The sequence below is a fragment of the Polaromonas aquatica genome (assembly GCF_042659145.1).
Taxonomy (GTDB): Bacteria; Pseudomonadota; Gammaproteobacteria; order Burkholderiales; family Burkholderiaceae_C; genus Polaromonas; species Polaromonas aquatica.
This window is the reverse complement of record NZ_JBHSRS010000084.1, coordinates 451,886-477,776: the sequence shown is the minus strand read 5'-3', so window position 1 is coordinate 477,776 and position 25,891 is coordinate 451,886. Positions and strand designations below refer to the sequence as shown.

General features: G+C 63.4%; 26 protein-coding genes. 19 read left to right on the top strand and 7 right to left on the bottom strand.

Annotated features, from left to right (window positions below; genetic code table 11):
• Nucleotide 1: 1 nt before the first annotated feature.
• Nucleotides 2-1,018 (bottom strand): LysR family transcriptional regulator, encoded by a 1,017-nt coding sequence (locus ACFQND_RS23450; protein ID WP_371439952.1) that lies wholly within the window; start codon nucleotides 1,016-1,018, stop codon nucleotides 2-4.
• A 35-nt stretch (nucleotides 1,019-1,053) separates the two neighbouring features.
• The gene (locus tag ACFQND_RS23445; RefSeq protein WP_371439951.1) at nucleotides 1,054-1,311 is read right to left on the bottom strand and encodes a hypothetical protein; all 258 of its coding nucleotides are present in this window, start codon (nucleotides 1,309-1,311) and stop codon (nucleotides 1,054-1,056) included.
• A 118-nt stretch (nucleotides 1,312-1,429) separates the two neighbouring features.
• Between ACFQND_RS23445 and ACFQND_RS23440 the strand changes: the two genes are divergently transcribed.
• The 4 genes from ACFQND_RS23440 to ACFQND_RS23425 all read left to right on the top strand — a co-directional run bounded on the left by ACFQND_RS23440 (nucleotide 1,430) and on the right by ACFQND_RS23425 (nucleotide 8,473).
• Entirely contained in the window at nucleotides 1,430-2,338 is a 909-nt protein-coding gene (locus tag ACFQND_RS23440) for an alpha/beta hydrolase (protein WP_371439950.1), read from the top strand.
• A 24-nt stretch (nucleotides 2,339-2,362) separates the two neighbouring features.
• Nucleotides 2,363-3,589, top strand: coding sequence for an efflux RND transporter periplasmic adaptor subunit (locus tag ACFQND_RS23435; protein ID WP_371439949.1), 1,227 nt, complete (start codon nucleotides 2,363-2,365; stop codon nucleotides 3,587-3,589).
• Between the two features lie 185 nt (nucleotides 3,590-3,774).
• On the top strand, nucleotides 3,775-7,038 hold the full coding sequence (locus ACFQND_RS23430; RefSeq protein ID WP_371439948.1) for an efflux RND transporter permease subunit: 3,264 nt from the start codon (nucleotides 3,775-3,777) through the stop codon (nucleotides 7,036-7,038).
• A 31-nt stretch (nucleotides 7,039-7,069) separates the two neighbouring features.
• Nucleotides 7,070-8,473: an efflux transporter outer membrane subunit gene (locus tag ACFQND_RS23425; protein WP_371439947.1), complete on the top strand. Its 1,404-nt coding sequence runs from the start codon at nucleotides 7,070-7,072 to the stop codon at nucleotides 8,471-8,473.
• Between the two features lie 310 nt (nucleotides 8,474-8,783).
• Here ACFQND_RS23425 and ACFQND_RS23420 read toward each other — a convergent pair whose 3' ends face one another.
• Entirely contained in the window at nucleotides 8,784-9,791 is a 1,008-nt protein-coding gene (locus ACFQND_RS23420; RefSeq protein WP_371439946.1) for an AraC family transcriptional regulator, read from the bottom strand.
• Nucleotides 9,792-9,930: 139 nt separating this feature from the next.
• Here ACFQND_RS23420 and ACFQND_RS23415 point away from each other — a divergent pair, with 139 nt between their 5' ends.
• From ACFQND_RS23415 to ACFQND_RS23360, 12 genes are all read left to right on the top strand, one after another.
• Nucleotides 9,931-11,490, top strand: a complete 1,560-nt coding sequence (locus ACFQND_RS23415; RefSeq protein WP_371439945.1) for a long-chain-fatty-acid--CoA ligase — start codon at nucleotides 9,931-9,933, stop codon at nucleotides 11,488-11,490.
• Nucleotides 11,491-11,621: 131 nt separating this feature from the next.
• Nucleotides 11,622-12,806: a lipid-transfer protein gene (locus ACFQND_RS23410; RefSeq protein ID WP_371439944.1), complete on the top strand. Its 1,185-nt coding sequence runs from the start codon at nucleotides 11,622-11,624 to the stop codon at nucleotides 12,804-12,806.
• An 11-nt stretch (nucleotides 12,807-12,817) separates the two neighbouring features.
• Nucleotides 12,818-13,258, top strand: coding sequence for a MaoC family dehydratase N-terminal domain-containing protein (locus ACFQND_RS23405; protein WP_371439943.1), 441 nt, complete (start codon nucleotides 12,818-12,820; stop codon nucleotides 13,256-13,258).
• 12 nt (nucleotides 13,259-13,270) lie between these two features.
• Nucleotides 13,271-13,690: a MaoC family dehydratase gene (locus tag ACFQND_RS23400; RefSeq protein WP_371439942.1), complete on the top strand. Its 420-nt coding sequence runs from the start codon at nucleotides 13,271-13,273 to the stop codon at nucleotides 13,688-13,690.
• Nucleotides 13,691-13,712: 22 nt separating this feature from the next.
• The gene (locus ACFQND_RS23395; protein WP_371439941.1) at nucleotides 13,713-14,543 is read left to right on the top strand and encodes an SDR family NAD(P)-dependent oxidoreductase; all 831 of its coding nucleotides are present in this window, start codon (nucleotides 13,713-13,715) and stop codon (nucleotides 14,541-14,543) included.
• Nucleotides 14,544-14,546: 3 nt separating this feature from the next.
• Complete coding sequence (locus ACFQND_RS23390; RefSeq protein WP_371439940.1) at nucleotides 14,547-15,338, top strand: enoyl-CoA hydratase/isomerase family protein; 792 nt, start codon at nucleotides 14,547-14,549, stop codon at nucleotides 15,336-15,338.
• Nucleotides 15,339-15,370: 32 nt separating this feature from the next.
• On the top strand, nucleotides 15,371-16,522 hold the full coding sequence (locus ACFQND_RS23385) for an acyl-CoA dehydrogenase family protein (protein WP_371439939.1): 1,152 nt from the start codon (nucleotides 15,371-15,373) through the stop codon (nucleotides 16,520-16,522).
• Entirely contained in the window at nucleotides 16,519-17,553 is a 1,035-nt protein-coding gene (locus ACFQND_RS23380) for a CaiB/BaiF CoA transferase family protein (protein WP_371439938.1), read from the top strand. Before ACFQND_RS23385 ends, ACFQND_RS23380 begins: the two co-directional genes overlap by 4 nt.
• 236 nt (nucleotides 17,554-17,789) lie before the next feature.
• A complete protein-coding gene (locus tag ACFQND_RS23375; RefSeq protein ID WP_371439937.1) occupies nucleotides 17,790-19,136 on the top strand; it encodes a methyltransferase in 1,347 nt (448 codons plus the stop codon).
• A gap of 12 nt (nucleotides 19,137-19,148) precedes the next feature.
• A complete protein-coding gene (locus tag ACFQND_RS23370) occupies nucleotides 19,149-20,210 on the top strand; it encodes a tRNA dihydrouridine synthase (RefSeq protein ID WP_371439936.1) in 1,062 nt (353 codons plus the stop codon).
• A 90-nt stretch (nucleotides 20,211-20,300) separates the two neighbouring features.
• A complete protein-coding gene (locus ACFQND_RS23365) occupies nucleotides 20,301-20,930 on the top strand; it encodes a DUF2889 domain-containing protein (protein ID WP_371439935.1) in 630 nt (209 codons plus the stop codon).
• A 96-nt stretch (nucleotides 20,931-21,026) separates the two neighbouring features.
• Complete coding sequence (locus tag ACFQND_RS23360; RefSeq protein ID WP_371439934.1) at nucleotides 21,027-21,545, top strand: DUF1993 domain-containing protein; 519 nt, start codon at nucleotides 21,027-21,029, stop codon at nucleotides 21,543-21,545.
• 60 nt (nucleotides 21,546-21,605) lie between these two features.
• Here ACFQND_RS23360 and ACFQND_RS23355 read toward each other — a convergent pair whose 3' ends face one another.
• The 3 genes from ACFQND_RS23355 to ACFQND_RS23345 all read right to left on the bottom strand — a co-directional run bounded on the left by ACFQND_RS23355 (nucleotide 21,606) and on the right by ACFQND_RS23345 (nucleotide 23,259).
• On the bottom strand, nucleotides 21,606-22,103 hold the full coding sequence (locus ACFQND_RS23355) for a DUF4864 domain-containing protein (protein ID WP_377414670.1): 498 nt from the start codon (nucleotides 22,101-22,103) through the stop codon (nucleotides 21,606-21,608).
• Between the two features lie 152 nt (nucleotides 22,104-22,255).
• Nucleotides 22,256-22,864 (bottom strand): ubiquinol-cytochrome c reductase iron-sulfur subunit, encoded by a 609-nt coding sequence (gene petA, locus ACFQND_RS23350; protein ID WP_371439932.1) that lies wholly within the window; start codon nucleotides 22,862-22,864, stop codon nucleotides 22,256-22,258.
• A gap of 44 nt (nucleotides 22,865-22,908) precedes the next feature.
• Nucleotides 22,909-23,259, bottom strand: a complete 351-nt coding sequence (locus ACFQND_RS23345; protein ID WP_371439931.1) for a hypothetical protein — start codon at nucleotides 23,257-23,259, stop codon at nucleotides 22,909-22,911.
• Between the two features lie 218 nt (nucleotides 23,260-23,477).
• Between ACFQND_RS23345 and ACFQND_RS23340 the strand changes: the two genes are divergently transcribed.
• A complete protein-coding gene (locus ACFQND_RS23340; protein ID WP_371439930.1) occupies nucleotides 23,478-24,140 on the top strand; it encodes an alpha/beta hydrolase in 663 nt (220 codons plus the stop codon).
• A gap of 87 nt (nucleotides 24,141-24,227) precedes the next feature.
• Here the strand turns inward: ACFQND_RS23340 and trxC are convergent, their stop codons facing one another.
• Nucleotides 24,228-24,665: a thioredoxin TrxC gene (gene trxC / locus ACFQND_RS23335; RefSeq protein WP_371439929.1), complete on the bottom strand. Its 438-nt coding sequence runs from the start codon at nucleotides 24,663-24,665 to the stop codon at nucleotides 24,228-24,230.
• Between the two features lie 186 nt (nucleotides 24,666-24,851).
• On the opposite strand from trxC, the gene ACFQND_RS23330 reads away from it, so the two are divergent.
• Nucleotides 24,852-25,268, top strand: a complete 417-nt coding sequence (locus tag ACFQND_RS23330; protein ID WP_371439928.1) for an RcnB family protein — start codon at nucleotides 24,852-24,854, stop codon at nucleotides 25,266-25,268.
• Nucleotides 25,269-25,407: 139 nt separating this feature from the next.
• On the top strand, nucleotides 25,408-25,869 hold the full coding sequence (locus tag ACFQND_RS23325) for a methyltransferase family protein (protein ID WP_371439927.1): 462 nt from the start codon (nucleotides 25,408-25,410) through the stop codon (nucleotides 25,867-25,869).
• Nucleotides 25,870-25,891: the final 22 nt, after the last annotated feature.

The following is a 25,891-nucleotide window of genomic DNA, read 5'->3' as shown; positions in this document are numbered from 1 at the left end:
CCTAAGCCGCCTCAAGCACCTGCGAAGCAACAGCCGTTTCAACAACAGCCGTCCCCGGCACAGCAGGCGCCGCCCAGCCCTTGCACATGGCCTCCGGCAAGGAGCTTTTGCGCTGTATCAGGTCGTGTTTTGAGAACAGTTCGGCAATCCAGTCCACAAACACGCGCACCTTGTTGCTCAGGTGGCGGTTCGGTGGGTAGACCACAAAAATCGGTTTGGCTTCCGTGCACCAGCCGGAAAACAGCGGCTCAAGTGCGCCGCTGCTGATGTGGTGCTGCACCAGGAAGGTGGCCGTATGCAGCACGCCCAGGGCTGCCAAGGCGGCTGCGACGCCTGCGTTTGAATCATTGACGGACAGCTGGTGCTTGCCGTGGATTTCCACCGAGCCGGTGTCGCTGTACATGGTGAATGAATACAGCTTGCCGTCGCGCGGGGATGCGTAACGGATCATCTTGTGCGACTCTTCCAGCTCGGCCGGGTGCTGCGGCGTGCCGTGGCGCTTGAGGTAGGCGGGGGACGCGCAGGTCATCATGTAGAACTCGCCGATGCGGCGCGCCACAAGTGACTGGTCGGTGATCTCGCCGCCGCGTATGACGCAGTCCACGTTCTCGGCAATGATGTCAATGGGCCGGTCGCTCACGCCCAGCTCAAGCTGGATGTCGGGGTAACGCGCATAAAACTCCGGCAAGGCAGGGATGATGATGGACATGCCCAGCGAGGACGGGATGTCCACCTTCAGCTTGCCGCGCGGGCTGGCTTTTGCGCGTGACATGCTGGATTCCAGTTCCTGCACCTCGCCGAGCAGGCGGCTGGCCTGCTCGTAATAGGCGGCGCCGTCCACTGTGACGGTGACCTTGCGCGTGGTGCGGTTGAGCAGTTTGGTGTCGAGTTCTTTTTCCAGGTCCTGGATCAGCCGGGTCACCGAGGGTTTGGGCACGCCCATGGAGTCGGCTGCCTTGGTAAAGGTGCCGGCTTCCACGACGCGCACAAAGGCCTGCATTGCGGAAAATTTGTCCATGGGGAATCCTGTGAGGTGGGGTGTGGGGGGGCCTGTCAAAGGCCAAGCCTCTGGCTGCGAGCCGGCAGGCCGGAGGGCTGAAGCAACTGGTTGGCGATTGTTGCGCTCATGGAAAGTTCGCGTGGCGCGCGGGAAATATCCATAAATACATCCGGGGTTTGCGAGAAATGTGTTGACCCTGCAACGGTGGGAATGTCGAGACTTCGATCCTCAATTGATTCAGGAGTTCTCATGGCGTTCGGTACCCAGCTATTGCGGGATTGCGAGCATTCCGCAGGTTTTGTCACTTTCATGACTGATTGTTGCAATGGTGAAATAAAGTATAAACAAAACGGCTATTTATTGTCTGGGCGCCCGGGCCTACATTCTGCTGCATCGCAACAAATTGGAGCCGCCTGGCGGCTTGACAAGATGCACAGCCAGCAAAATTCCCTTTCCAGTTCCACGCCGGGTCGGGATTGGCTTGAAAAACAGATAGAAATCACGCCGGGGAAGCCACTGGATGTGCGGCTTTACGGCCAGCGCAGCACGCTTGCCGCTTCGGGGGCCGTCCCGCTGGTGCTGCATTTCCATGCTGGTGCCTTTGTGTCGGGCTCGCTGGAGGCTGGTGCCTGCATCCCGCGCCTGCTGGCAGCTGCCGGGGCGGTGGTTGTGTCGCTCGACTACCCGCTGGCTCCGAACAATCCTTTCCCGCAGGCGGTCGAGGCCGGTTATGCCGCGCTGGCCTGGGCCTGGAAGGCCAGGCACAAGCTGGCCGGCAAGGGTGCGCCGGTTTTTGTGGCGGGCGAAGAGGCCGGCGGCAACCTGGCTGCTGCGGTGGCCCTGATGGCGCGTGACCAGCAGGCGCCTGCTCTGGCTGGGCAAATCCTGCTGTCGCCCATGCTGGACCCGTGCATGGCAACGGCGTCCCTGCGCTGTGCGGATGCCGGCCCGGTCGGTTGCATGTGGGCCGACGGCTGGCACCAATACCTGTCGCGCCTGGCAGAGGCCAGCCACCCCTATGCCGCGCCGGGCACTGCATTGCGGCTGTCCGGCCTGCCGCCCACCCTGCTGCTGACGGCGCAGGACGATCCGCTGCGTGACGAATCCCTGGCCTATGCCGAGCGCTTGCGCCATGCCGGGCGGCTGGTGCATGCCGCCGTGTTGCCGGGCCCGACGGGCTGGCCAGTCAGCTACCTGCAGGCTGCCGGCCAGGAGGTGGCCTGGGCGGCTGCCGTTCAGCAGCAGTTCAGCGATTTTTTCAATAGTTTGATCGGCGGTGCGGCGGCGGGCGAGTCCGCGCACAGGCCCTTGTCTTCAACTTCCGTGTCAGTTTCATAAATCCATTTATCGAGGGAATTCACCATGCAAACCATTCAACTTCATACCCCGAAACGCCGCCTGCTGGCAGTGGTGCTGGCGGTGCTCGCCGTGACCGGCATTTCAGCCACGGTCTTTGGCGTTTCCAGTTCACGGGCCCAGCCCGGCGCAGCGGCGGAGCCGCCAGCAACGCCAGTGTCCGTTGCCACGGTGTTGCAAAGCGATGTGGCGGCCTGGGACGAGTTCTCGGGCCGGCTCGAGGCGGTAGAGCGGGTTGATATCCGCCCGCGCGTGGCCGGCACCATCCAGGCGGTGCACTTTCGCGAGGGCGCGCTGGTGAAAAAGGGTGAGCTGCTGCTGACGATTGACCCGGCGCCTTACGCCGCCGATGTGGAGCGGGCCGATGCCCAGGTAGCCGCCGCGCAGGCCCGGGTGGCGCAGGCCAAAGGCGAGCACGAGCGTTCGCAGCGGCTGTGGAGCGAGCAGGCGATTTCAAAACGCGAATTCGATGAACGTATCAATGGCCAGCGTGAAGCCGATGCCAACCTGCGTGCCGCGCAGGCCGGGCTGCAGACCGCGCAGTTAAGCCTGGGCTACACCCAGGTCCGCGCACCGATGGCCGGCCGTGTCGGCAAGCTCGAAGTGACCGTGGGCAACCTGGTCGCGGCCGGCCCGGGTGCACCTGTGCTCACCACGCTGGTCTCGGTCAGCCCGATTTACGCGAGCTTTGATGCGGACGAGCAGGTGGTGACCCGGGCGCTGAAAGAAGTCAACGCCACAGGCGGGCGCAAGCTGGAACTGATCCCGGTGCAGATGGGCACCGCCGCCAGCACCGACACGCCGTTTGAAGGCCGGCTGCAACTGGTCGACAACCAGGTCGATGCCAGGAGCGGCACGGTGCGCGCCCGCGCCGTGTTCGACAACAAGGACGGCCAGTTGATGCCCGGCCAGTTTGCCCGCATACGCATGGGCCAGGCCACCAAGGGCAGCGCGCTGCTGATCAATGAGCGCGCCGTCGGCACCGACCAGAACAAAAAGTTTGTGCTGGTGGTGGGCGCCGACAACAAGGCGGCTTACCGCGAGATCACGCTGGGTGCATCGGCCAACGGCCTGCGGGTTGTCAAGACCGGGCTGGCGGCGAATGAGCGCATTGTCGTCAACGGCCTGCAGCGCGTGCGTCCCGGCGCGCTGGTGGCGCCGCAGCCGGTCGAGATGTCGGCCAAAGCCGAGCTTTCAGGCGGCGACAAGGCCGTCAAGGTTGCGCAGAAGTAATAACTGGCTGCCACTCAGTTCGCCCAGGGTCTGCTCATCCGTTCGCCCTGAGCCTGTCGAAGGGTCTGCCTTCCTTCGACTTCGCTCAGGACAGGCGGCTTCGACAGGCTCAGCCCGAACGGCAGGGACCTCAGCCCGAACGGTTGTGTTGAACAGGGTATCGCCCTTAAACAAGAAGAATTGCCATGAACCTTTCCAAGTTTTTTATTGACCGGCCCATTTTTGCCGGCGTGTTGTCGCTGCTGATGCTGATCGCCGGCCTGGTGGCCTTGCGCGGTTTGCCGATTTCCGAATACCCGGAAGTCGCGCCGCCCACCATCGTGGTGCGTGCCCAGTACCCGGGCGCCAACCCCAAGGTGATTGCCGAGACGGTGGCCACGCCGCTGGAGGAATCCATCAACGGTGTCGAAGGCATGCTCTACATGAACAGCCAGGCCACCACTGACGGCGTGATGACGCTGGCCGTGACCTTCAAGTTGGGTACAGACCCCGACAAGGCGCAGCAGATGGTGCAGAACCGCGTCTCGCAGGCCGAGCCGCGCCTGCCCGAGGAAGTGCGCCGGCTCGGCGTGACCACGGTCAAGAGCGCGCCCAACATCACCATGGTGGTGCACCTGGTGTCGCCGAACGACCGCTACGACATCAACTACCTGCGCAACTACGCGGTGCTGAACGTCAAGGACAGGCTTGCGCGCATCCAGGGTGTGGGCCAGGTTCAGATCTTCGGCGGCGGCGACTATTCCATGCGCGTCTGGCTGGACCCGCAGAAGGTGGCGCAGCGCGGCCTCTCGGCCAGCGACGTGGTGGCTGCCATCCGCGGGCAGAACGTGCAGGCCGCGGCCGGCGTGATAGGCGCATCGCCGGGGCTGGACGGTGTGGACATGCAGCTCTCGATCAACGCACAGGGCCGGCTGCAGAATGAGGAGGAGTTCGGCGACATCATCGTCAAGACCGGTGCCGACGGCGCCATCACGCGGCTGCGCGACATTGCGCGGCTGGAACTGGGCGCTGCCGACTATGCCTTGCGCTCGCTGCTCAACAACAAGCAGGCTGTCGGCATGGGCGTGTTCCAGGCGCCTGGTTCCAACTCGCTGGAGATATCGGCCGAGGTGCGCAAGACCATGGACGAACTGGCGAAGAACATGCCCGAAGGCGTGGAGTACCGTATCGCCTACGACCCGACGCAGTTTGTGCGCGCCTCCATCAAGTCGGTGATACACACGCTGCTCGAAGCCATCGCGCTGGTGGTGCTGGTGGTGATCCTGTTCCTGCAAACCTGGCGCGCCTCCATCATTCCGTTGCTGGCGGTGCCGGTGTCGGTGGTCGGCACGTTTGCGGTGCTGCATTTGCTGGGCTTTTCGATCAACGCGCTCAGCCTGTTCGGGCTGGTGCTGGCGATTGGCATTGTGGTGGACGATGCCATCGTGGTGGTCGAGAACGTGGAGCGCAACATCGAGGCCGGGCTCACGCCGCGTGAAGCGACTTACCGCGCCATGCGCGAGGTGTCCGGCCCCATCATTGCGATTGCGCTGGTGCTGGTGGCCGTGTTTGTGCCGCTGGCTTTTATCAGCGGTTTGACCGGGCAGTTCTACCGCCAGTTTGCGGTGACGATTGCGATTTCCACTGTGATCTCGGCCATCAATTCACTGACACTTTCGCCAGCGCTGGCGGCCTTGCTGCTCAAGGGCCACGATGCGCCAAAAGACGCACTGACGCGCGGCATGGACAAGGTGTTCGGCCGTTTCTTCGCCGGCTTCAACCGCCTGTTCGGCCGTGGCTCCGAGGCCTACAGCTCAGGTGTGAAAGGGGCGATTTCGCGCAAGACCATGATGCTGGCCGTTTACCTGGTGCTGGTGGCCGCGACGGTGGGTGTCTTCAAACTCGTGCCCAGCGGTTTTGTGCCGGCGCAGGACAAGCAGTACCTGATCGGTTTTGCCCAGTTGCCCGACGGCGCCACCCTGGACCGCACCGACGACGTGATCCAGCGCATGGGCGAGATCATGAAAAAGAACCCGAACGTGGAAGACGCGATTGCCTTCCCCGGCCTGTCTGTCAACGGGTTTACCAACAGCTCCAACTCGGGCATTGTGTTTGCCACGCTCAAGCCTTTTGACGAGCGCAAGCGTGCCGACCAGAGCGGCGGTGCTGTGGCGGGGCAGTTGAACCAGGCTTTCGGCAGCATTCAGGATGCCTTCATCGTGATGTTTCCACCGCCGCCGGTAGAGGGCCTGGGCACTACGGGCGGCTTCAAGTTGCAACTGGAGGACCGCGCTTCGCTGGGTTATGACGCCATGGACGGGGCCGTGAAAGCCTTTATGGGAAAGGTCTCGCAGGCGCCGGAGATCACCGGCGTCTTCACCAGCTGGCAGGTCAACGTGCCGCAGCTGTATGCCGACATTGACCGCACCAAGGCGCGCCAGCTGAATGTTCCGGTGACCGACATCTTCGACACCATGCAGATTTACCTCGGCAGCCTGTATGCGAACGACTTCAACAAGTTCGGCCGCACCTACAGCGTGCGGGTGCAGGCCGATGCAGCCTACCGTGCGCGGGCTGAAGATGTGGGCCTGCTGAAGGTGCGTTCGAGCACCGGCGAGATGGTGCCGCTGTCGGCGCTGATGAAGGTCAATTCGAGTTTTGGCCCGGAGCGCGCCATGCGCTACAACGGTTATCTTTCGGCCGACGTCAGCGGCGGCCCGGCGCCGGGTTATTCCTCGGGCCAGGCACAGGCAGCCATTGAGCGCATTGCGGCAGAGACCCTGCCCAAGGGCATTGGCTATGAGTGGACCGAGCTGACCTACCAGGAAATCCTGGCCGGCAATTCTGCGGTGCTGGTGTTCCCGCTGGCCATCCTGCTGGTGTTTCTGGTACTGGCCGCGCAGTATGAAAGCCTGACCTTGCCGATTGCCATCATCCTGATCGTGCCCATGGGCCTGCTTGCCGCGATGACCGGCGTGTGGATCACCGGGGGCGACAACAACGTCTTCACCCAGATCGGCTTGATGGTGCTGGTGGGGCTGTCGGCAAAAAACGCCATCCTGATCGTGGAGTTTGCACGTGAGCTGGAGTTTGCCGGGCGCACGCCGGTGCAGGCCGCGATTGAAGCCAGCCGCCTGCGCCTGCGCCCCATCCTGATGACCTCGCTGGCTTTTGTCATGGGTGTGTTGCCGCTGGTGCTGTCCACCGGCGCAGGGGCCGAGATGCGCTCGGCCATGGGTGTGGCGGTGTTCGCCGGGATGATTGGTGTGACGGCCTTCGGCCTGTTCCTCACGCCGGTGTTTTATGTCGCGCTGCGCCGCATGGCGGGCAACCGTCCGCTCAAGCTGCACGGTGAAGTGCCGCACCTGGAGGCTTTTGCCAGCGCCCACGGCGCAGGTGCAGGTGCAGGTGCAGGTGCAGGTGCAGGTGCCCAGCCGCAACCCGCTGCGCCCCGCGGCCAGCATGAATAATAAATAACTGAAAAAAAGCAAGGAGTTCATCATGAACAAGACAACTTCAAATTTGCGCACCGCGCTGGCACCGCTGGTGCTGGCACTGCTGCTCGCCGGCTGCGCCACCAGCGCGGTTGTTGACCCGGCCAGCCTGCCAGCCGCGCCAGCCGCGTTCAAGGAGAACGCAGCGGCAGTGACGTCGACACCGGTGGCCCCGCAGGTTCAAGGCCTGTGGTGGAAGGTGTTTGCCGATCCGGTGCTTGATGGCCTGATCGAAAAAGCCAACGGCAACAACAGCAGCGTGCAGGTGGCTGCGGGCCGGCTGGCGCAGGCCCGCGCCATTGCAGGCCAGACGGATGCAAACCGCTTTCCGCAACTGGGCGTGGGCGCGGGCGCAACACGGCAGAAAAATTCAACAACAAACAACGTCGCGCAAACCGTGGTGAGCGCGGGGGCCAACCTGTCGTATGAAGTCGATTTGTTCGGCAGGCTCTCTGGTGCATCGAATGCGGCGTCGCTTGATGCTGCATCACGCGAAGCCTTGCTGCGCAGCACACAGCTGCTGGTACAGGCCGATGTGGCGCAAACCTACCTCAGCCTGCGCGCCATGGACAGCGAGCGTACCCTGGTGCGCGACACCCTGCAGGCTTACCGCAACACCTTGCGTTTGACCGAGGTTCGTTTCAGGGAGGGCGATGTCGCCGAGCTGGATGTGGCCCGTGTGCGCAGCGAGGCGGCCTCGACGGAGTCTGAAGCCCTGGCGCTGGACCAGCGCCGTGCCGTGCTTGAGCACGCACTGGCCGTGCTGGTGGGCGAGGTCGCTTCAAACTTTGAAGTCGCACCCGCCGCCTGGGCTACCGCCTTGCCGGTGATTCCCGCAGGCGTGCCCAGCACGGTGCTGACGCGCAGGCCGGACATATCCGCGGCACAGAGCACCATGCAGGCCGCGCAGGCCCGTGTTGGCGTGGCAAAGGCCGCGTGGTTCCCGACCTTTTCATTGACGGCCAACGGCGGTTACGCCGCGCCCGATATCAAGGACCTGTTCAAGCTCTCCACCCAGGCCTGGGGCGTGGGCGCCTTGTTGTCATTGCCCGTCTTTGACGGCGGGCGCCGCGAGGCGGGCGTGCAGGGTGCGAATGCGGACCTCAGCATTGCCCTGGCCAACTACCGCGAGCAGGTGCTGGTCGCCTTCCGTGACGTCGAAGACCAGCTCTCGGCACTGCGCCTGCTGGCAGACCAGTCCGAAGCGCAGTCGCGTTCCGTCGCCTCCAGCAGCCGTGCCACGCTGTTGTCCGATTCGCGCTACCGCAATGGTTTTGTCAGCCAGCTCGAACTGCTGGACGCGCAGCGCAGCGAGTTGCGCAACCGCCGCCAGGCTTTGCAGGTGAAAACCGCGCAGTACCTGGCGACTGTTGGGCTGATACGCGCGTTGGGTGGCGGCTGGAGTGTCTGACTTGAACACCCCTATCGGCGTTCACTGCGTGTAACGCCTTTTCCCCTTGCAGGGGACGGCGCCTGTGGGCCGGCGAAGCCGGACCCCGGCCCCTGCTGAGAAAGAGGGATGTACCCCTGTTGAGGCCCACCTCGTGTCGCCTAATCTTCCTCCTGCAACAGACGGCGCCTGCGGCCTGGCGGAGCCAGATCCGCGGCGCCTGCTTGAAAATATGATGGATGGATTGCTATTTAATTCATAGCTGGTTGCGCTCATCTATATTGCGCTACAGGCACTTTTTGCATAAAAGTTTCCTGGAAATATGGCTGGCTCAGGCCCCGCCGCGGCGGTAGGCTCCGGGGGCGCTTCCGGTCCAGCTCTTGAATGCGCGCTGGAAGGCTGCGCTGTCGGCAAAGCCCAACTCACAGGCCAGCGCTGCCAGCGGTACGGTGCTGGTGTTCAGGCGGGTGATGGCTGCGTCGCGGCGCAGCGCATCTTTCAGCGCCTGGAAGGATGTGCCTTCACTGGCCAGGCGCCTTTGTAATGTGGACGTCGCCATGTGCATGGCTTCGGCCGTGGCCGCAAGGTCGGGCCATGCGGGCTGGGTTTTTTGCAGGTGGCTGCGAACGCGCAGGCTGATCTCTGCGTCGTGGCGCCGCGGCAGGATGATGTTGGCCTGCGCCTCCATAAGGAAGACGCGCAACGCGGCCTCATCCCGGCGCACAGGGCCTTTCATCCAGGTTGCCTCAAACCAGAAGGCTGATTGCCGCTGGCCAAAAAGCAGGGGGGCCGGGAACACCCGGCCATAGCTGCCGGCATAGGGCGGACTCATGAACGAGAAGTCAAAGCGGGTGGCGGACAGCTTGCTGGCTGCCAGCCAGGCCAGCAGCCGCCAGAAGATGCGCAGCAGCAACTCATGCATAAACGTCTGGTGTGCCGCCGCCGGATTCGTGAAGCGCAGGGCCAGGCCGGCCTCCGCGCCGTCGCGCACCAGCTCGACCACCACGTCATCCTGCAGCAGCTGGAAGGTCCGCGTGATGCGCCGTATGGCCATTTCCAGGTTCGGTGCACCCAGCGCCGAGCGGGCTATCAGTGCGTAGCTGCCGCGCCTGAGGGCGCGTGAGAAAAAAGCGATGCCTTCGTCGTCCAGGCCGTCGATCATCAGCCGGAACAGCATCACATACTGGGCCGCGGTCACCCGGGCACCGGTTTGATCGAGCAGCTCGGGAGCGATTTCCGCACCGGCCAGGAAGGACTCGCAGGACTGGCCGCGGGCCTGTACCCCGGACAGCATGCCGCGCACAAAGCTGATAGGGATCGTGACCGGCGTGTGCTGCATCAGGCGGGAAGCAATCGTGGGTTGAGGTCTTTTGCCATGTGATCGACGTAATGCGCCATTGTGGGCCGGCCCGCCCACTTTTACGATGAGCGGCATCAACAACAGGCCTGCGCGATTCATGGGCCGAACGGAGACAACAATGTACCTGACTCAAGCCTTGCACCGCGCGGTGCAGCAACACCCCCAGCGCATTGCAGTGCGTTTCGGCCAGCGCCAGCGCACTTTCCTTGAGTTTGCCGACCGTGTGGCGCGCTTCGCGGGGGCGCTGCAAAAGCTGGGCATGCAGACCGGGGACCGCGTCGCCATGCTGGCGCTCAACTCTGACCGTTACCTTGAATACCAGATGGCCGTGCCCTGGGGCGGCGGGGTGCTGAACCCGTGCAACATCCGCTGGTCGGCAGCCGAAATCCTGTATTCGCTGGAGGACTCGGGCTCGACAATTCTGCTGGTGGATGAGACCTTCCGTCCCCTGGTCGAAAAAATTCGCCAGGACTGCAGCAGCTTGCGTGAAGTGATTTACTGCAGCGACGGCGAGGTGCCGGCCGGCATGCTGGGTTACGAGGCGCTGCTGGCCGGGGCCGGGCCGGTGGCCGATGCCCTGCGCCGCGACGAAGACCTCGCCGGCATTTTTTATACAGGCGGTACCACCGGCTTCCCCAAGGGTGTAATGCTGAGCCATACCAATATGTGCAGCTCGGGCCTGGCATTGCATGCAGAACGGCTGGCCACACCGGGCGGCACCTACATGCATGCGGCGCCCATGTTTCATCTGGCCGATATGGGGATCTCGGCGCCGCACTGGCTTGAGGGCAATACGCATTCGATCATCCCGGCTTTCAACCCGGAACTCGTGCTCGACACCCTGGAGCGCGACCGCGTCACCCATCTGCTGCTGGTGCCGACCATGATCCAGATGCTGGTTGACCACCCGGCAATCAAAAAACCGCGCGACCTCAGCGCCTTGCAAACCATTGTTTACGGCGCCTCGCCGATTTCCGAGGCGCTGGTAGAGCGGGCGATGGCCGCGCTGCCTGGCGTAGGTTTTGTGCAGGCTTACGGCATGACCGAGCTCTCGCCGCTGGCCACCGTCAACCCGGCCTGGTACCACACGCCGGAAGCGCGCAAGCTCGGCAAGCTGCGCTCTGCCGGACGGGCCAGCTACATCACACAGGTCAGGATTGTGGACTCCGCAGGCCAGGAAGTGCCGCGCGGTACGGTGGGCGAGGTCGTGGTGTGCGGCCCCAATGTAATGCAGGGCTACTGGAACAAGCCCGAGCTGACGGCGGCTGCGGTGCGCAATGGCTGGATGCACACCGGCGACGGTGCGTACATGGACGAGGACGGTTTTATCTTCATTGCCGACCGGCTCAAGGACATGATCATCACGGGCGGCGAGAACGTCTACTCGGTCGAGGTCGAAAACGCGCTGGCCCAGCATGCCGCGGTAGCGGCCTGCGCGGTGATTGGCGTGCCCAGCGACGAGTGGGGCGAGGCCGTGCATGCCGTGGTGGTACGCAAGCCGGGGCAAGACCTGTCGGTGGACGCCCTGATTGCTCATTGCAAATCGCTGATCGCCGGCTACAAATGCCCGCGCAGCGTGGATTTTGTCGATGCCTTGCCGTTGTCGGGCGCCGGCAAGGTGCTCAAGACCAAACTGCGCGAGCCCTTCTGGGAGGGCCGCGAACGCAAGGTAGCTTGAGACGGCAGGAATAAACCTGCTGCGCAACGCTATCCCGCATCTGTGGTCCTCAACGCGAGCTCGGGCTGCTCGCGACGGTTTCTTCACGCCTTCTCTGAGTCGTTTTTTTTCAAGTCAACACAGGAGTTTTCATGAGTCGCGATGTTTTTGTCAGCGGGGTCGGCATGATCCCCTTTACCAAGCCCGGCGTGGGTGAGCCCTATCAGCAGATGGCCGCCAGGGCAACGCGCCAGGCACTGGCCGATGCCGGCATTGGCTACGATCTGGTGCAGCAGGCTTATGTCGGTTATGTGTACGGCGACTCGACCGCCGGACAGTCTGCGCTTTATGAGGTGGGCATGAGCGGCATCCCCATCGTCAACGTCAACAACAACTGCTCCACCGGCTCGACTGCGCTGTTCCTGGCGCGCCAGGCGGTGGCCAGCGGTGCCGCAGATTGTGTGCTGGCGCTCGGTTTCGAGCAGATGAGCCCGGGGGCCCTGGGCTCCGTATTCAAGGACCGGCCCAGCCCCTTTGACCGTTTCGACAAGGCAACCGAGGAGCTGGTCGGGCATGGCGAGATTCCGCTGGCGCTGCGCTATTTCGGCGGCGCGGGCCTGGCCCACATGCAGCAGTACGGCACAAAGCTGTCCACCTTTGCAAAGATTCGCGCCAAGGCCAGTCGCCATGCTGCGAACAATCCGCTGGCCCTGTTCCGCACCGTGGTCACCGAAGAAGAGGTGCTGAACACACCGGTGATGTGGCCAGGCGTGATGACGCGCCTGATGGCCTGCCCGCCGACCTGCGGCGCAGCGGCGGCCATCGTCTGTTCGGAAGAATTTGCGACACGCCACGGCCTGAAGCGCAATGTACGCATCAAGGCGCAGGCCATGACCACGGACGGTCCCGCCACCTTCGAGGCACGCGACATGCGTGAGGTGGTCGGCTTCAGCATGGCCAAAGCCGCAGCAGACCAGGTTTACGAAGCCGCGGGCATAGCCCCGCAGGATGTTGATGTGGTCGAACTGCACGACTGTTTTGCCCACAACGAGCTGATCAGCTACGAAGCACTCGGCCTGTGCCCTCCGGGCGGCGCCGAGAAGTTCATTGTCGACGGCGACAACAGCTATGGCGGCAAGGTGGTCACCAATCCTTCCGGCGGCTTGCTGAGCAAAGGCCATCCGTTGGGTGCTACCGGTCTGGCGCAGTGTTACGAACTCACGCACCAGTTGCGCGGCACGGCCGAAAAGCGCCAGGTCGAGGGTGCGCGGCTGGCGCTGCAGCACAACCTGGGCCTGGGCGGCGCCTGTGTCGTCACCCTGTACGAACGTGTTTGAAAGGGAATCCCGTGATTGACAAGAAATGGATAGGCCATGAGTTGCCTGCGTCGGTGTTGCCGATTGAGCGCAGCCGGCTGCAGTTCTTTGCCAAGGCAATAGGCGAGACCGATCCGGTCTACACCGATGCGGCCGCCGCCCGTGATGCAGGCTATCCGGACCTGCCGGCGCCGCCTACATTTTTGTTCGCCGCCGAGCTGGATTCGGGCGCGGCGTTCCGCCTGATCGAAGAGCTGCAGATACCGATAGCCAAGCTGCTGCATGGCGAGCAGGGTTTCAGTTACCACAGGCCGGCCTGCGTCGGTGACACCGTGACCGTGCGCTCCAAGGTCACGGACATCTATGACAAAAAAAACGGTGCCCTTGAGTTCGTCGTCAAGACCTCACGCGCCACCAACCAGCGGGACGAACTGGTGGCCGAGCTGCGTTCGGTCCTGGTCTGCCGCAACTGACAGGACAGCACCATGAAAAAACCAGACTACGGCACTGTCAAGGTCGGCGATGAATTGCCGGCGCTGCAACTGCCGACCGTGGACCGCACGGCGCTGGCCCTGTTTGCCGGCGCCTCGGGCGACCACAACCCCATCCACATAGACACCGATGTGGCGCGCCGCGCGGGCATGCCGGACGTGTTTGCGCAGGGCATGCTGGGCATGGCCTGGCTGGGCCGGCTGCTGACCGGCTGGGCGCCGCAGAGCCGGTTGCGCCGCTTTGACGTGCGTTTCCAGGGCATCACGCACCTGGGCAACACCATGCACTGCAGCGGCCGTGTGGTCGAGAAGCTGAACCATGAGGGCGAGCGCTGCTTGCGCATAGAGCTGCAAAGCGCCAACCAGTTCGGGCAAGCCAAGATTGTTGGTGAAGCTCTCGTCGCATTTCCATAAACACTTTCAGGAGAAATTACCCATGACAAAAAAACTCGAAGGCAAGGTCGCCCTCATCACAGGTTCGGGCCGCGGCATCGGCCGCTCGATCGCGCTCAAGCTGGCCAGCGAAGGCGCGCGCATCGTCGTCAACGACCTTGACGCCGCGCCTGCACAGGAAACCGTGCAGGCCATCCGCGATGCCGGCGACCAGGCGGTAGCCTGCGTCGGCAATGTCACCGCGCCGGACTTCGCAGAGCGTTTTATCGGAACCGCCATCAGCGAATACAAGGGCCTGGACATCATCGTCAACAACGCCGGCTACACCTGGGACAACGTGATCCAGAAAATGAGCGACGAGCAGTGGTACGCCATCATCGACTGTCACCTGACCGCGCCGTTTCGCATCCTGCGCGCGGCGCAGCCGGTGATTCGCGCCCTCGGCAAGGCAGAAACGGAGGCCGGCCGGCGTGTGATGCGCAAGGTGGTCAACATCTCGTCCGTGGCTGGCCTGTTCGGCAATGCCGGCCAGACCAATTATTCGACCGCCAAGGCCGGAATCGTCGGTATGACACAGACGCTGGCCAAGGAATGGGGGCGCATGAACGTCACGGTCAACGCTGTCGCCTACGGACTTATCAAAACCCGTCTGACCGGCAACGCCAACGAAGGTGCCACCGCCAATGTCGATGGTCGCGAGATCAAGATCGGTGTCAATCCAGGGCTGATGGCAGCGATGGAGAGCGGCATTCCGCTGGGCCGCGGCGGCACACCCGAGGAGGCGGCCGGTGCGGTGTACCTGCTGTGCATTCCCGAGTCCGACTATGTAAGCGGCCAGACGCTGATGTGCAGCGGCGGCCTGACCGGGATCTGAGCGATGACTGCGACTGTGCAATGCACGCTGAGTGACGGCGTGGCGACGATCACGCTGAACCGGCCCAAAACGCTCAATGCGCTGGGGCCTGAAATGATGGCGGCGATCCTGGCGCAAATACGTGAGTGCGTGGCCGACGATCGCACCCGTGCCATTGTGCTGGCCGGTGCCGGCCGGGCCTTTTCGGGCGGTGGCGACATCGGGTGGTTTGGCAACGTGCTGGCCGGTGGGCCGGCCCATGCGAGCGCAGCTATAGGCGCGGCGATGCAGGAGGTGGGTAACCCGCTTGTGCGTGCCATCGCCGAATGCCCGCTGCCGGTGGTCTCGGCGGTGAACGGGCCCTGCGCGGGCGGGGCCGTCGGCCTGGCCCTGGCTGCCGATGTTGTACTCGCGGCTCGTTCGGCGTACTTCCTGATACCTCAGGTCTCAGTGCTCGGTGTGGTGCCCGATCTGGGCGCTACCTGGGTCCTGCCCCGGTTGCTTGGCCGCAGCCGCGCGCGCGGCATGGCGCTGCTTGGTGAACGCATAGACGCGACGCAGGCCGAGCAATGGGGGTTGATCTGGCGCTGCGTCGATGACGCCGACCTGGCCGAACAGGCACAGGCCCTCGCGCAACGTTTGGGCCGTCTTTCGACCGCAGCCGTGCGCGACACCCGGCGTCTGCTGGACGCTGCCTCCAGCAACGATCTGGCCCGGCAACTCGACGAAGAGCGTGCCGCGCAAGTTGTGCATGCGGGCACAGAGGCATTCAACGCCGCCTGTACGCGCTTTCTGGCCCGCGCGCCGCGCGGCTGAAACGAAAAACCGAAACAGACCGAAAGGAAACCATGCTGCCCCAACTGCTACGCCATCCCTGGATGGACGAAGACATAGACGCTTTTCGCGAACAGGTGCGTCGCTACATTGCCGGCGAGATGTCGCCGCATCTGGACGGCTGGCGCCGCCAGGGTTTTATTCCGGGCGAGGTCTGGGCACCGTTTGGTGCGATGGGCTTTCTGCTGCCCGAGATGGCAGAGGCCTACGGCGGCGCCGGTGCCACTCTGGCCTACCAGCTGGTGGTGCAGGATGAACTGGCCAGGGCCGAGATACCTGCCAGCACGGGCGTGCATTCGATCGCTTCACATTACATCCTGGCCTACGGGACCGAGGCGCAGAAACAGCGCTGGCTGCCCAGGCTGGTCAGTGGCGAGATGCTGGCGGCCATCGCCATGACCGAGCCCGGCTGCGGTTCGGACCTGAAAGCCATCAGTACCAAGGCGCGGCGCGACGGCGATCACTATGTCATTGACGGCGCCAAGACCTTCATCACCAACGGCTCCACCTGCAAGCTGCTGGTGCTGGTCGCGCGTACCGGCGAGCCCGGCAGCCGCGGCCTGTCGCTGATCGTGCTGGAAACCGAGGGCCTGGAGGGTTTCAAGGTCGGCCGCCGCCTCGAAAAAATCGGGTTGCATGCATCCGATACTGCCGAGCTGTCGTTTGACGGCGTGCGCGTGCCGGCCGACCAGTTGCTGGGCCGCAAGGAGGGCGAAGCCTTCAAGCAGCTGATGGGCCAGTTGCCTTACGAACGCCTGCTGATCGCCGTGCCTGCCGCGGCGGTGATAGAGCGTGCACTGGAGATGACGCTGGAGCACACCCAGCAGCGCAAGGCCTTCGGCCAGACGCTGTTCGACTTCCAGAACACGCGCTTCAAACTCGCCGAGGTGGCGACCACGGCCCACATCGTGCGCAGCTTTGTCAACGACTGCATACAACGCCTGCTGGACGGCAAGCTGGACGACGAAGCCGCCTACATGGCCAAGTGGTGGTGCACCGAGCAGCAATGCAAGGCAGTCGATGAATGCCTGCAACTGTTTGGCGGCTACGGCTACATGGCCGAGTATCCGATTGCGCGTCTTTACACCGATGCCCGCGTGCAAAAAATCTACGGCGGTGCCAACGAGGTCATGAAAGACCTGATTGCACGAAAGCTCGAGTCATGAAGGCACCCCTGACAGGCGTTCGCATCGTTGAATTCGAAGGCATAGGTCCCGGCCCATTGGCCGGCCGCATGCTGGCCGATATGGGCGCGGATGTGACCGTCATCGCCCGGCCGCAAAAGGGCGCTGTGACAGAACAGCTGGGCGGGGCGGGCGACAACCCGCTGCGCCGCGGCAAGACCGTTGTGCTGCTGGACCTCAAGAATGCAGCCGCGCTTGCCGAAGCGATGACGCTTGTGGAAGGTGCCGACGCATTGATTGAAGGCAACCGCCCCGGCGTGATGGAGCGGCTGGGTCTGGGGCCCGCCGACTGCGGTGCGCGCAACCCAAAGCTGGTTTACGGCCGCATGACCGGCTGGGGGCAAAGCGGGCCGCTGGCCCAGGCCGCGGGGCACGATTTGAACTATGTCGCGCTGACCGGCCTGCTGTCGCTGTCGGCGCATCGCGGCGAGCGGCCCATCGTGCCGCCTACCGTGGTGGGGGATGCCGGCGGCGCGCTGGGCCTGGCGTTTGGTATCGCCTGTGCTCTGCTGGAGGCGCGCAGCAGCGGCCGTGGCCGCGTGGTGGACGGCGCTATCGTTGATGTGCTGGCCATGCTGGGCGGCATCGCGCAGTGGGTGCGCAGCAGCGGGCAGATTGACGGGCCGCAGCCAAGCCCGTTCCACGATTCGCCTTTTTATGATGTGTACGCCTGTGCCGACGGTGGCTTTATCACGCTGGGCGCGCTGGAGCCGCAGTTCTACGCGCTGCTGCTGGACAAGCTGGGCCTGAGCGATGTGGACCCGGCCAGGCAGTACGACAAGACCATGTGGCCAGTGCTGAAAACCCGCTTCATCGCGCTGTTTGCCAGCCAGCCGCGTGCCCACTGGTGTGCGCTGCTGGAAGGCAGCGATGTGTGTTTTGCCCCGGTGCTGGGCATCGCGGAGGCCGCAGTGCATCCGCACAATGCGGCGCGCGGCATTTACAGTATGGCTGAGGATGGCGCTGTGAATGTGGCGGGCGCACCGCGTTTTCTGCCGCTTTTACCCGGTTGACCGGATAAACCTGCCGGTCAGGGCTGGTTGTGCAACAGGCCACGACACAAATTGCTATCCATTTGATAGCTGGTTGCGCCCGATTTATGGCGGCCATGGGCACTTTTCTTCATAAAATGGGGGTAAAGCGGTTTTGAAGGGTCTTTGAGGGGCCTTTTGGGCGGCTGGCGTCGCCCCTTTGCGTCCATCTGTTAAAACAGCTGGACTCCTTCCCTTCTCCCTTCTGTTTGTCCTGAATGTCCATTCCCTCTCCTGCTCCTGCTGTTTCCGTTTCCACCACCGCACAAGCCATAGTGGGCTCGCCGCCCATGATTCACTGGACGGAGGCGGGCGAGGCCCGCTCGGCGCGCTGGCGCTCCGAGCGCGGTGCTGCGCCTCCCAAACGGGTGGTGATCGCCGACGACAGCATGGCAGCCGACACGGCCTACCGCCTGGCCTGCGAAGGCACGGGTCTGCTCTGGCGTGGTGACTTCCAGAACGCGCGCCTGCTGTTGCAGGCCATGGCGCGCCGTGTCGACAAGCCGGCCAAACCAAAACGCACCAAACGTCACAAGGCGGGTGAATCAGAAGCGGTGGCCGAAGCACCCGCGCCGGTTTTTCCGGAAGCCTTTCACCTGCACCGCCAGGCACAGGCGCAACGTGCCCGTGTGCTGGGCATGGTGCTGATCCCGTTTGATGCGGACTACAGCATTCCCTTGCGTCGTGCGCCGGATGCAAAAAAAGCCTGCGCAGAAGCCTGGGGGCCAGCTTCTGCAGCCCCCACGCTTGTCGCTGCGCGTACTGCGCTGCCCCCCGAGGGGGCTGTTCCGCCTAAGGGCGGCCTGTCGGCGGAACGATCCGCAAATAGCGCTTGTGTTGCATCGCTGCGTGAACTGATGGGTTTTATAAGCGCCCATGAATGGCGCCGCAAGGGTGTGGCCATTCCTGCGCTGGGTGAGGACGGGCCGCACAACCGCGTGCATCCGCATTACGGCGTTTTCTCGCCGGTGCGTGGCGAATACATAGACCTCGTGGCGCAGGCGCCCGTGCCCGATGGCATCGCTGACCTGGTTGCTTTTGACATAGGCACCGGCACCGGCGTGCTGGCCGCGGTGCTGGCCCTGCGCAGCGGCGTGCAGCGCGTGGTGGCCACCGACCAGGACCCGCGTGCGCTGGCCTGCGCGCGCGACAACCTCAAGCGCCTGGGTTTTCCGCAGGTCGAGGTGCGTGAGGCCAACCTGTTCCCCGAGGGCAAGGCCAACATCATCGCCTGCAACCCGCCGTGGCTGCCGGCACGCCCCGGCTCGCCTCTCGAACACGCGGTGTATGACGAAGACAGCCGGATGCTGCTCGGCTTCCTGAATGGCCTGGCCGCGCACCTTGAACCCAAGGGCGAAGGCTGGCTGATCCTGTCGGACATTGCCGAGCACCTGGGCCTGCGCACGCGCGAGTGGTTGTTGGCGGTCATTGAGGCTGCGGGGCTCAAGGTGGTGGGCCGACTTGACGCGCAGCCGCATCATCCCAAGGTTTCCGATGTGACGGACGCGCTGCATGCGGCGCGGGCAGCGGAAGTTACGTCGCTCTGGCGCCTGGCCGCCAAATAGGGCTCCGGTGGCATGACGGTTGAACGCGCGACTATCTTGCTGGCTCCGATGGAAGGCCTGCTGGACTTTGTCCTGCGCGACATCCTGACGCGCGTGGGCGGCATTGACCGCTGTGTGTCGGAGTTCATCCGCATCACCGACCAGTTGCTGCCCGAGCGCGTCTTCACCCGCATCGTGCCCGAGCTGCACAATGGCGGCCGTACTTTTGCCGGTGTACCGGTGCGTGCGCAACTGCTGGGCTCGGACCCGGTATGCCTTGCAGAAAATGCTGCACGCCTCGCCGCGCTTGGGCCTGCCGGCATTGACCTCAACTTCGGCTGCCCGGCCAATGTCGTCAACCGCCATGGCGGCGGGGCGGCTTTGCTCAATGAGCCGGAGACCATTCTGGCCATCGTCACGGCAGTGCGCCGCGCCGTGCCGGCGCACATGCCGGTGTCGGCGAAGATGCGCCTCGGCTACAGCGATGATTCGCGCGCCCTTGAATGTGCGCTGGCCATTGCGGACGGCGGCGCCGATGAGATGGTTGTGCATGCGCGCACCAAGGCACAGGCCTACAGGCCGCCCGCCTACTGGGAGCGCATTGGAGACATTCGTGCGGTGGTGGATATCCCAGTGGTGGCCAATGGCGAGATATGGACGGTGGAAGATGCGCAGCGCTGCCGTGAGGTGTCGGGTTGCGACATGCTGATGATCGGCCGCGGCGCGGTGACAGACCCGGGCCTGGGCCTGGCGATCAAGGCTTCGATGCGTGATCCTGCGGCCGCATCGATGCAGGCAGGCATCAACTGGCCCATGCTGGTGCCCTTGCTGGCCGATTTTTGGCACATCGTCTGCACCCGGCTGGACAAGAAGTCCCGCGCCGGACGCCTCAAACAGTGGCTCAATTTCCTGCGCCGGCGTTTCCCTGAGGCCGAAACTGCCTACCAGGCCCTGAAGACCATCAATGACACCGATCTGATTGATGAATGGTTGTCCGGCCTGATGCGTGAGCGGCCTTTCATGCACCCGTGTCCTGGCTCCGGGCATACCGAAACTTCTCGTTTGCTTAATTCTTTTGTGTGCGAAAGCGTATAGCCTGAGCCCGAAAAGGGCCAATGCCGGCTTGCCTCATCGCGGGTTACTGGTCCGGACGCCAGCGGCGAGGCCGTAAAACGGCCAAAATGCTTGTTGCGCCATCTTGATTTGAAGGAATTCCCGTTGCCACTACCGCCGCCCCAACCCAGAAAACATCTGCACCACCGCAAGGTTTCGTATAACGGGTACCTGCGTGAAGACGGCCTTTGGGATATCGAAGCCCAAATGACGGACACCAAGGCCTATGCCATGGTGTCGCCGGAAAAGGGCGACATGTCCCCGGGAACGCCGATTCACGACATGCATATCCGCGCCACGGTGGACGACACCATGACCATCCGGGATATCTTCGCCGCGATGGACAGCAGGCCGTTTTCCGAGTGTGTGCAGGCACAGGACCCGATGCAAAAAATGGTCGGTGTCACCATGGGGCCGGGCTGGCGGCACGCCATTGAAAAGGCGCTGGGCGGCATCCGGGGCTGTACCCACCTGCGCGAATTGCTGTTCAACATGGCGACGGCGGCCTACCAGACCATTCCGGTTTACCAGGCGCGCCAGCAGGACAAACCCCGCATGCCGTCAACTGCCGATGGGCAGCCGCCGTTTCACCTGGGCAAGTGCATGACCTGGGACTTCAACGGGCCTGTGGTGTTGCGCCACTACCCCACGTATGCAGGCTGGCAGCCGCTGGTCAAGGCCAAAAGCGCCGGCAACGAATAAGCGGGGCGACCGATGATGGTCGCCTTGTCTTCAGTCCGGAGCGGATCCGGCGAAAATTCCCGATTCCGCGAAATTTCCCCCTTAACGAAAGAATCCATGAGCAGCGCCCCTTCCTCGATCTACACCACCTCCATTCCAGTCTTCAAACAAATGCTGGGCGGGCTCAGCGACGTTTTGCGCAAGGCCGAAGCGCATGCCACTGAGAAAAAGATAGACCCGAACGCACTGCTGCAGGCACGCCTGTTCCCCGACATGTTCCCGCTGCTGCGCCAGGTGCAGGTAGCGTCCGACTTTGCCAAGAGCGTGTCGGCACGGCTGGCGGGTGTAGAGGTCCCGAAGCTGGAAGATAACGAACAGACCTTTGCCGACCTGCAGGCCCGCATCACGACAGTGCTGGGTTTTATCGAAGGGCTGGATACGGCGAAGTTTGACGAAGCCGCCACGCGCGAGATCGTCACCCAGGCCGGCACGCCGAAAGAAAAGCGTTTTACCGGCCAGTCGTATCTGCTCAACTACGGCCTGCCGCATTTCTTCTTCCACACCACCACGGCCTATGCCATCCTGCGCCACAACGGTGTGGAAGTGGGCAAGAAGGATTACATCGGTACGTATTGACCGCTAGCCGGTGCGGCCGTAAAGCAGCCGCCGGCCACTGTCGGGAACGTGGCGTTGGCGTCACGCCATGCGGCTGCGGCTTTCAACGACCACGCAGCCGGTGATAAGCCACGATTTGTTTTTTTGCCGCTGCAGGCTGTATACCGCCAGCCAGGAATTGCCGTCGGCGTCCAGTATCTGCACGCGCTGAAAAGCTTCATCGTCCTTGCCTTCGGTCCGGAGAAAAACGACCGAGGCCGGCCGGTAGACCATGGGGTACTCCTTGCGCACCAGGGCGATAAAACCCGTAGCCGAGCCGACAGACTTGCGCACATTGGGGGCGGCATAGGAAAAAGCTTTTTTTGCATCGTCCTTTGCCAGTGCCGCCAGTTGCGCGTCGACCACGGCGTGCACACTTTTTTCATCGGCGCTTGAGAACGCCTCCGCAAGGACGGGCAGCGAAAACGCCTGAAGTACAAAAAACAATACAGCCTGCCAGATGAAAAGCGCAAGCTGCCGCCCGGCCCTTGCCGGTTGCCAGCTGGTTCTGGCCAATGGGGGTAGGAAACAGTTGTTCATAAAAAATACCTCCCGGGAATCCATTCAACCAGATTTAAGCGAAATGCACCACTGCCCTTGCCGGCATCTGTATTGAAAGTACGCAGGCGGCATGCGTCTGGATGCGCCGCAGCATTTCTTTCGGGCTGCGCACTTCATTGGGCCTGCCTGCTTCAGCCTATTTGTACTGTGGTTGCCGTCGTAAAGCGGTAGTCGGGAATCTCCAGATTCGTCGGGGCCGGCACGTTTTTTACGACCCGGCCGGCGAGGTCGAAGCGCGAGCCGTGGCAGGGGCACAGAAAGCCGCCCGGGGCGTGCAGTTCGGCGTTGAGTGCGCCGTCGTCAAGGTGCAGGACCGGCGAGCAGCCGAGGTGTGTGCAGATGCCCACAGCGACCAGCAGCTCAGGGCGTTCGGAGCGTGTTGCGTTGACGCAGGACGCCGGCTGCTCCGAACGTTTCGACAAGGGATCGGCCAATGCCGGGTTGGGTTGCTGCAGTGCGTGCACCATCTCGTCGCTGCGGCGCATCAGCCAGACCGGTTTGCCGCGCCAGGCCACCGTGCGCAACTCGCCGACGGCCAGTGTCGAGATGTCGCTGAGCACCGGGCCGCCTTGCGCCAGCTCCCGCGCCGACGGCTCCAGACTGGCGATAAACGGATAGGCAGCGGCGAGCAGGCCGACGCCGCCCAGAACGCCGGTGGCAGCCAGCAAGACCTTGCGCCGCTCCGCATCAGGCATGCTGCCGTGGTCTATCTCGTCTATGAGTTCATGGACAGTGTTCATGGCAGGCTTTCTTTATGGTCCTGCGACCTGTGGGTTGCGCCGTGTCAGGTGATCGCAAAAGCCAGCACCACGGCGACGAGTGCCAGCAGTCCCAGTCCCGTGATGAACACCAGCTCGGCGCGGGCCTCGAATTTGTTCGCAAAGCGCTGTGTGCGCATGGACATGAACGACAGCAGGGCACTGGCCAGAAACACCAGGGCGTCCACCGCCAGGACCTTGTCCACAAGCATGTGCAGCTCGCTGCCGGGACCCAGATGCCCGATAGACAGCACCGTCATGCACACACCTATCATCGTGGCCGAGGCCGGCAGGATGTGCGCGGAGAGCCCGTTCTGCAGTAGTTTTTCCGTCCTGTCCGTGGTTTTTTCCGCAGGCTGTGTATCCGGTGTTGTCACGTGTCGGTTCTCCTTTTGGGGAGGCATGGCACCCCGGCTCCTGCCTGCGTGCCTGGCCGGGTGTTGTGGGGCTTCCTGGGGAAGAAGGGTGCGAGGCCATGAAGCCATTCTTGGGCGACCAGCTTAGGCCGACCTTAAGGCTTGAGGCCTGCCGCAAGCGGGGACGGGCAGGGCGCCTAAAATCCGGTGCTGTTCAAGACACCACCGAGACCACACCCATGTCCCTTAAAGTTATCGAAGCCCAGACCGGCGAAAACCCCGTTGCCACCGTCCTCATCATGCACGGCCTGGGCGCCGACGGACGGGACTTTTTGCCGATTGCCGGGCAGATGGATTTGTCCAGCGTCGGCCCGGTGCGGTTTTTGTTTCCCAATGCGCCGGTGATACCCGTCACCATCAACGGCGGCTACGAAATGCCCGCCTGGTACGACATCCTGGGGGCCGACCTGGTCAAGCGCGAAGACGAAGCCGGCCTGCGCAAGTCGCAGGCGCAGATCGAGGAACTCATTGCCCATGAAAAATCGCGCGGCATACCGGCCAGCCGCATCGTCGTTGCCGGCTTTTCGCAGGGCTGCGCCATGGCGCTGATGGTGGGCCTGCGCCACGCGGAAAAACTGGCCGGCATCGTCGGCATGTCGGGTTACCTGCCGCTGGCGGACAAGACCGCGGCGGAGCGCAGTGCGGCCAGCCAGGGTGTGCCGATTTTCCTCGGCCACGGCACGCATGACGGCGTGGTCGCGTTGCCGCGCGCCGTCGCCTCGCGTGACGCGCTCAAGGCCATGGGCTACGCGGTGGACTGGCATGACTACCCGATGGAGCACTCGGTCTGCCCGCAGGAGATCAGCGACCTTGAAAGCTGGCTGCAGCGCGTGCTGGCCTGATTTTTTATATAAAAAGTGCCGCTTGCCGCCGTGGATAGCGCGGGATAAGCTATCTAATTAATAGCAATTGCGATGGCCTTTAGGTGGTCAGCGCAGGTGTGACTGCACCCAGCGCACGATGTCTGAGGCGCCCATGGCCCCGGCCTGGCGCGCCACCTCGCGGCCGTTTTTGAACAAGGCCAGTGTGGGAATGCTGCGTATATTGAAACGCGCGCCCAGGCTGGGCACGGCTTCGGTGTCCACCTTGGCCAGGCGTACCTGCGGCTCCAGTTGCGCCGCCGCCTGCTCGTAAGCCGGCGCCATCTGCCGGCAGGGGCCGCACCACGGCGCCCAGAAATCCACCAGCACGGGGATCTGGTTGCGGCTGATGTGTTGGTCAAACGCCGCTTCGTCCAGGGCCGTGGAGTGCGCCGTAAAAAGCGCCTTTTTGCAGTTGCCGCAGGTCGGCTCGCTGCCGAGCTGGTCTGCGCGTACGCGGTTGGTGGTGTGGCAATGCGGGCAAACGATGTGCAGTGGTTCGGTCATTTTTTGCAACTGGAGCCTGCGGCGGGCATTTCAAGCGGAGGCCCTGATCGTGGCCCCTTTACGGTTTTTACGTGTTTTTCACAATGTAAGGTTTGTGCGATTGTGAGGTAAAGAGGATTTTGGCCTACGCGGAGGCCGGGCTGGACCGGCTAACAATCAAGCCTCAAAACAAGGAAAGGCCCCATCATGAAAAGCAAAGCTGCCATTGCCGCGCTGACTGCGGTTTCACTGACTTTTAGCGGTCTTGCACTTGCGCAGGAGCGGGACGGCCGTCAGGGCCGGGATGAGCGTGGGGGGCCACCGCAGTACCAGCGTGGCGGCCCTGAGGGCCAGCGTAACAATGGGCGCGGACCGGAGAACCGGCCTCCGCAGCAAGCCCATATGGACCAACGGGGCGAACGTGGCGCGGGTCCGGATCACAACTACTATCGCGGTGGCCGTTTGCCGCCCCAGTATCGCAGCCGCAGTTATGTGGTGGACGACTGGCGCGGCCATCACCTGAGCCCGCCACCACGCGGCTACCACTGGGTGCAGACCGGCGCCGACTACGTTCTGGTGGCCGTTGCCACCGGCATCATTGCCCAGATACTGCTGGGCCAGTAGGCCGGCCGGGAGGGCCGGGCTTGGAAAAACCGGGGCGCTGTGTGCCCACAGGTTTTTCCTGGCCTGCTGAGGCCGTCTGGTTAAACTGGTGTGACATTTGCGCCATCTTTGAGCCGCTGATTCCGTCACTCCAGTCCATATGCACAAACTTGAACTCAAAGTCCCGCCGCCCGCAGTGGCGTTGCTGCTTGCCGTCGCCATGTGGGGTCTTGGCGGCTTGGCTCCCCATGTTGAACTGCCGCCTGCCGTGCGCGTGACGGCGGCTTCACTCATTGCATTGGCCGGCCTGGGCTTTGACCTGGCGGGTGTCATCGCCTTTGGCCGCGCGAAGACCACGGTCAACCCGTTGCGGCCGGACAAGACGGCAACGGTCGTGACTTCGGGTGTTTACCGCATCACCCGAAACCCCATGTACGTCGGCATGGCATTGATACTGCTGGCCTGGGCCGTGTTGCTTTCATCGGCGTGGGCCTTGCTGGGGCCACTGGTGTTTGTGCTGTACATCACGCGCTTTCAGATCAGGCCTGAAGAAAGGGCGCTGGCCGCCCTGTTTGGCAGCAGCTATGCAGACTACCTGGCCAGCGTCAGGCGCTGGTTGTAGCCTGGTCCTACAGCAACAGGTA